The organism is Kitasatospora sp. NPDC056800 (genome assembly GCF_042789775.1).
GTDB lineage: Bacteria > Actinomycetota > Actinomycetes > Streptomycetales > Streptomycetaceae > Kitasatospora.
In genome coordinates this window covers 41,518-47,517 of the sequence record NZ_JBHUAL010000045.1, presented here as the reverse complement: position 1 = coordinate 47,517, position 6,000 = coordinate 41,518, and the positions used below count along the sequence as shown (strand labels likewise).

The window sequence follows — 6,000 nt, the reverse complement described above, 5'->3', positions numbered from 1 at the left end:
CCCGCGCGGGACGCGGGCGGGCCGGATCGGGGACGCGGACGGTGTCGGCGGCCTCCTCGTCCATCGCGAGCAGGCCGTCCGCCCGACCTATCAGATACTGCCGGCCGCCGCGGCCCGGCGTGGGAACTCCCTGCCGGGTGCGGGCGGCAGCCCGATCCGGGCCGGGGCGGTGGGTTCGGCGGCGGGCGCGTCGGGGGACTTCGCGTGTTTGGCCGCGTCGACGGAACCGGGGCCGTGGATGGTGAGTTCGAAGTCCTGGTGCGCCTTGGCGTCCGGCGCGAACGGCAGGCGGATCCGGCCGTCCGCGACCAGGCGGCGCACCTCGGCCCGGCTCAGGCCGAGACCGAGCTGGAGCAGCCGCTCCACCCGGACCGGCGCGGGCAGCTCGAAGCGCACCCGCACCGGGAGCGGGTTCGGGTCGTCGAGCGCGTACAGCGGCATGCGGGTCTCCAGCTCCCACGTCCCGGTCCAGTCGAGCCGGTACCGGTTCTTCGCCGCGAGCGACGCGCTCATCACCAACTCCCGTACCGCTGCCGGGTCGTTGGTCTCGTACGCCACCAGCCGGGCCGGCTCCAGCGTCGAGACGTGGGCGCGCTCGTGGACGGGCGCCTTCGAGGTCCGGTCGCACATCGCGCAGCTCAGCAGCAGCCAGACGTCGAGCAGCTTGCCGTTCGCGTTGACGCGGATCTTCCCCGAGGCGCGGTGCCGCGTGCCGGGGCAGTCCGGGCAGGGCCGGACGACGGTGGGCAGGGCGGACTGACGCACGGCCCACAGGGCCTTGCGGTCGGTATTCATGTGTGTGGGGTGCTTTCAGGACTCAGCAGGAGGGCATGCCGAACTCACTCGGCTGCTCCCGCTCTCTGACGGATGCTCACGAGGGGCGCGACCCATCGCCCCGGGGCCGGTTCGTCAGGCTCCGAGGTCGATCGCGCGACAGGTACGTACTACGTGGCAGTCATCAAAAGTCCATGCGGGAGATCATGATCGGGACGGCGCCCCGCGGCAACCGGATTTCCCCCCGCCCTCGGCCGGCGCTCGCGCGGGACCTGCTGGAGCAGGCGCCCCCTCGACGGCGTGTGCGTCCCCGCCCGCACGGGGTACGGGCGGGGCCGGCGGGCACTGCAGGGCGGCCAGGACCCGGGCTCGCAGCGTCTCGTCGGCTATGCCTTCGGCGGGACGCCACGCGTAGACGGCTCGTACAGGATCGATCCGACAATGACCCACTCCTCAGCCACAGTGCGTCGCCAGGACCAGCGCCGTGATCAATCGCTGTCTACCGAACTGCCCTTCGGTGCTTCCTGCTGCTGGGCGAGAGCGACATCAATGGCATGGGTATGCCTGCGGAAGGCCAGTCGGCGCCTACCGTCGGCCCTTGAGGGCTCGGGGTTGATCAGGCCCACTTCGACGAGGCGGTAGAAGGTTTTCGGATAGAGCTCCATGATCAACCGTAGCGGCTTCTCCGAGTTGGAGTCCGAGCAGATGCCGATGACACGCGTGACACGCTCCGCGTAGCGCTTGTGCAGCGATTGGCGCCGGACGCCGCATGCATGGGCCATCTGTTCCCACGTCGCCCCGTGGTAGTTGGCTTCGGCCAGCAGAAGGGTTCTCTCTGCGGCCACGGCCTTCTCGATCGCCGTCAGTCGGGCCAGGGCATCCAGCAGCTCATCGACCTGACCACCGACGGGCCTGGGAACGAGTTCGCGGAGCTTGTTGACCGCCTCGCGCAGTGCGCGGACCGCAGGGGCCAGCTTGAGCCCGTCACCGAAGGTCTCAGGTGTGGCGTCGAAGTGGGACGGGCCCTTCCAGCGATATCGCTCCCCCATGAGTGTCAGTTCTAGCTGACAAGTGCTCGCACGGGAGAGGCTGGAACCGGACAAATACCGGGTCCGACTTGACCTCGTAAATAGCTCGATGGAGCTGCGAAAACCTGGGACGACACCGCAGTTCACGATACCTTCGCATGCGCCGTCACGGCCGGGCAGAACTAAACCTCGGCTGGCGGGTTTCGATCCCCCCCTTGTCAAATCCGCGGTTGCGGCTATGAAGCCGAGGAACCTTGATGCGGGAGAGCGTGTTCTAGGCTCAGCAGCGAGCGGACAGCACAACCGTCGGCCCAAAATGCCGACGGCCCCCGTTCCAGCGGGAGCCGTCCGTTCCTTCACCCCGCCGAGCTTGACAGGGAAGGTTCGCTTGGTATTGACCATAGCTCAAAGGGCCATATCCGGCAATGTACTTGACGCCCGGACCTCGCTGTCCGGGGGGTGCCGGTGACGGTTCCTTTCAGCGTGTGGGCCCGGCTCGCGCTCGCAGTGCCGGTGACCGTCGCGGTGGTGGTGATGAGCCTCATGCTCTTGATCGCCATGTTCATCCCCTCGGCAACGACGAGGAAGTTCGTCCTGGCGAGCAATCGACAAGTGATCGCACTGGTAAGGGTGTTGGTGCCAGCAACCAAGTAATCCAGCGGGGAGCTGGGCAAGCGAACGCGCTCGCCCAGCTCCCCGCCCCATCTCGTCCGCTCAGACCCCTACTGGTCAGGGCCGACCGCCGTTGCCACCGTCGTTGACCTCACTGTCCGACCGGGGATGAACTGGACCATGGCCCCGCCGGTGAAGGGCCGTCAAGGGCCTGAATGAAGCAGTGCCGGAGCCCCCGGCGCGTGGGCGGCGGGGGCTGGCGGGGTCAGGCGTCCTCGTCGGGCGGCGGGGCCGCGCGGAGGATGGTGACGATGCCCAGGGCGACGATGGCGGTCGCGAGGGCGAGGAGGACGGCGAAGGCCGTCCCGATCAGGTATCGCACGCGGTCCTGCGCTCGGCGTCGAGGAGCAGGGTGAGGAGGTTCAGGAGCGTTGACGCCGGCGCCGTGTTGAAGCGGACGAGGACGCGGCCGTCCATGGTCCGGTCGGTGCCGATCGAGGGGAAGATCAGGCCGAACTCACGCCCCCGCTCCACGACTTCGTCCAGGAGGGCGCTGATGTGGTCCTCGGTGTAGTAGCGGATCCGGGGGTCGGTCGGCAGCATCGGGTGACGGCCGGGACGGTAGATCATCAGACGGCGCCCTTCCGCAGCTCAAACCAGACGGATTTGGCACGCTCGTGCGGGTCGACGCCCCAGCCGTGGGTGAGGGCGGCGACGAGCTGGAGGCCCCGGCCGGACTCGGCGAGCAGGGACAGCGGCGGGCTGGAGGGCAGGACCGGGCTCTCGTCCGTGACGGAGACCCGGAGGACGTCCCCCTCGGAGATGATCTCGACCAGCGGCGCGGGGGTCTCGGTGTGCCGCCACGCGTTGACGAGGAGCTCGCAGAGCGCGAGCTGCGCGTCGAAGATCGGGGAGGCAGGCCAGCCGACGCGGGTCATGGTGTTGCGGAGCGTCTGCCGCGCGACCGCGATGGTGGGGGTGTTGATGTGACGCATGGGAGTTCTCCCGAGGCGTGAGTGAGGGGGAACCGGCGGAACATGTGTCGCCGTGAGCCAGGCCGGTGGAGAAGGACATGGCTGCTCTGCGGTGCTTGCTAGCAGGCGTTACTGACGATCCGTCGGATCGATGTGAGATCGACCCTAGCGCAGGCCAGTATCCAATTTTCCACTCCTTGGGGAAGTTCACCCTAGGGTGGCAACTGGTGGACCGCCGATCGACACGCGCGGCACACTGGCCACACGCACGCCTGGAAGGAAGCCATGCCGCCGCGATCAAACCCAACACTCCGTCAGCGCAGACTTGGCACTGAGCTACGGAGGATGCGCGAACGGGCTGGCTACGGTGGCTCAGAGCTGGGCCGTATTGTCGGAATAAGTCCGGCTCAGGTCACGCAGATGGAATCAGGACGGATCGGCATCAGTGTCAACCGCCTCCGCACCATCGCCGCTGCATGCCACTGCGCCAATCCCCCGCTGATCAACGCTCTCGCCGAGACGATCGGTGAGCGTGGGCAAGGTTGGTGGGAGGAGTACCGCGGGTCGGTCTCCTCACACCTGCTCGATATCGCAGAGCTTGAGGACTCCGCTGCGAGGCTCATTACCTACACGATCACGTTCGTACCTGGGCTGCTGCAAACTGATGCCTACGCCGCCTCGGTCTTCGCCAGAGCAATCCCACCCTTGCCCCACCATGAAGTCGACGTCCGATTGGACTTCCGGATGAAGCGGCAGCAGGTCATCCGCGCAGGCCGGGCGCCTTACGCCGCATTCATCCACGAAGCCGCTCTCCGTATGCAGTTCAGTGGCCCGAAAGTCCTCACTGAGCAGCTCGAAGCGCTCATCAAGCACTCCGAGACCTCGGAAGTCTCGATCCGCGCAGTACCGTTCGACATCGAGTCCCTTCCCGGCCCGAGCGAGAACCTCATCTACGCGGAAGGCGCTGTACCCGAGCTGGACTCGGTTCAGATCGACACCACCCACAACAGCCTGATTCTCGACTCTCCTGCACCACTCGCAAGCTACCGCGAGATGCTCGCCCGGATGGCGTCCGTCGCACTCTCGGAGGAGGAGTCCCGAGACTTCATCCGGCAGATCAAAAAGGAGATAGAGAGCAAGCATGGATAGCCCCGTGTGGCAGAAGTCCAGCTACTCCGGCGCGAACAACGCGTGCGTCGAAGTCCGCACGGTGAGCGGCGCGGTCGAACTCCGCGAGTCCGACGAAGGCCGCCTCATCCTCCGCACCACCCCCACCGCCCTCGCCGCCCTCCTCCACGGCGCCAAGGCCGGCGAGTTCGACCACCACGCCTGACGGTTCCGCTCCGCGCCCCTCGCCCTCCCCAGGGCGAGGGGCGCAACAGAACACCCCATCCGATCTGCCAGGAAGGAACCGGAAGACACCGATGCGAGAGTCCAACTGGCAGAAGTCCAGCTACTCCGGCGCAAGCGACAACTGTGTCGAACTGCGGGCCGCAAACGAGATGGTCGAACTCCGCGAGTCCGACGAGGGCCACCTCACCCTCCGCACCACCCCCACCACCTTCGCCGCCCTCCTCCACGCCCTCAAAGCCGGCGAGTTCGACCACCACGCCTGAACCCTGTGCGCAGGAAGTCGGCCCGCCCGACTTCCTGCGCAGACACCCCACCGAACCGCTCCGACGCCGTCGTCCCCGGCGCCGGGGACCGTTGTTCGCCGACAGAGGGACCTGCTTCCTCAGTGATCATCACGCGGCACCCGCCAGGACCTGACGATCACCCGATGTGCCGCCGGACCGTACACGGCGCTCTCCGCCAGCGCGTCCCATGCCCGGGTGTGGAGCGCGACGTCCGCCGGATCGTCCAGCCACATCTCCGCGTGCCAGGACTCGGTGATCACCAACGTGCCGTCATGGATCGAGAACCCGACTCCCGCAGGCACTTGCAGATCGGCCTCAAAAGGAACGATACCCAACCGGACGTTCCCACCCGCCAGCCACGGCGTCAAAGCCCTCATCTGGGCGGCCATCACGGCCGGCGAGCAGAGACGGGACAGGAGCGCCCCTTCCCATACCAGGAAGTGGAACGAACGCGAGCGATCGGCGAGCACCCTCTGGCGCTCCATCCGAGCCGCCACCGCCGCCTCGACATCACGGATCGAGGGATGAACCCTGGTGTACCGGGCGAGGACCGCCCGAGCGTACTCAGCCGTCTGCAGCAGGCCGGGAATGAGAGTCGGATCGAACGACTGACGATGCCCGGTCTTCTTTCCCAGTGCGGCATGCGCCTCCTGCACCGGTCGCGCGCCACCCGCGAGCTGGCGCCTCCATGACCGGTACTGCGTCTCCAGCGTCCGTAGTCGGCCCACGAGTTCGGCAGCGGCGTCAGGCCTGCCGACGGCCTCCGCCCACGCGACCAGATCCGCTGTGCCGGGCGACTGCCTTCCATTCTCCAACGTGCTGACCTTGGACTGCGGCCAACCCAACAGCGCGGCCAGGGCGCGGCCGGACAAGCCGCTCTCGGTGCGGAGTTCACGCATCCGGGCACCGAGAGCAACCCGTGCCTGCTGAAAGTCGGTGCTCACATAACGGAAACTACCTGAGCCCGGAACTCCG

General features: G+C 67.5%; 8 protein-coding genes. 3 read left to right on the top strand and 5 right to left on the bottom strand.

Annotated elements, in window-relative coordinates; translation table 11 throughout:
- Window positions 1-90: 90 nt before the first annotated feature.
- The 4 genes from ACFRQN_RS13240 to ACFRQN_RS13225 form a co-directional block, all read right to left on the bottom strand.
- Window positions 91-795, bottom strand: a complete 705-nt coding sequence (locus ACFRQN_RS13240) for a DUF1062 domain-containing protein (RefSeq protein ID WP_380740306.1) — start codon at window positions 793-795, stop codon at window positions 91-93.
- 467 nt (window positions 796-1,262) lie between these two features.
- Complete coding sequence (locus ACFRQN_RS13235) at window positions 1,263-1,823, bottom strand: hypothetical protein (RefSeq protein ID WP_380740304.1); 561 nt, start codon at window positions 1,821-1,823, stop codon at window positions 1,263-1,265.
- A 960-nt stretch (window positions 1,824-2,783) separates the two neighbouring features.
- Window positions 2,784-3,044 (bottom strand): hypothetical protein, encoded by a 261-nt coding sequence (locus tag ACFRQN_RS13230; protein WP_375873987.1) that lies wholly within the window; start codon window positions 3,042-3,044, stop codon window positions 2,784-2,786.
- Entirely contained in the window at window positions 3,044-3,409 is a 366-nt protein-coding gene (locus tag ACFRQN_RS13225) for an ATP-binding protein (RefSeq protein ID WP_117484996.1), read from the bottom strand. The genes ACFRQN_RS13230 and ACFRQN_RS13225 overlap by 1 nt, the downstream gene beginning before the upstream one ends.
- Before the next feature lie 264 nt (window positions 3,410-3,673).
- Between ACFRQN_RS13225 and ACFRQN_RS13220 the strand changes: the two genes are divergently transcribed.
- The 3 genes from ACFRQN_RS13220 to ACFRQN_RS13210 all read left to right on the top strand — a co-directional run bounded on the left by ACFRQN_RS13220 (window position 3,674) and on the right by ACFRQN_RS13210 (window position 5,004).
- The gene (locus ACFRQN_RS13220) at window positions 3,674-4,537 is read left to right on the top strand and encodes a helix-turn-helix domain-containing protein (protein ID WP_380740302.1); all 864 of its coding nucleotides are present in this window, start codon (window positions 3,674-3,676) and stop codon (window positions 4,535-4,537) included.
- Window positions 4,530-4,721, top strand: coding sequence for a DUF397 domain-containing protein (locus tag ACFRQN_RS13215; protein WP_380740300.1), 192 nt, complete (start codon window positions 4,530-4,532; stop codon window positions 4,719-4,721). The genes ACFRQN_RS13220 and ACFRQN_RS13215 overlap by 8 nt, the downstream gene beginning before the upstream one ends.
- Before the next feature lie 91 nt (window positions 4,722-4,812).
- A complete protein-coding gene (locus ACFRQN_RS13210; RefSeq protein WP_380740299.1) occupies window positions 4,813-5,004 on the top strand; it encodes a DUF397 domain-containing protein in 192 nt (63 codons plus the stop codon).
- 119 nt (window positions 5,005-5,123) lie between these two features.
- On the opposite strand, the gene ACFRQN_RS13205 is transcribed toward ACFRQN_RS13210, so the two are convergent.
- Window positions 5,124-5,969 carry a helix-turn-helix domain-containing protein gene (locus ACFRQN_RS13205; protein ID WP_380740297.1) on the bottom strand — a complete coding sequence of 282 codons (846 nt, stop codon included), beginning with the start codon at window positions 5,967-5,969 and terminating at the stop codon, window positions 5,124-5,126.
- Window positions 5,970-6,000: the final 31 nt, after the last annotated feature.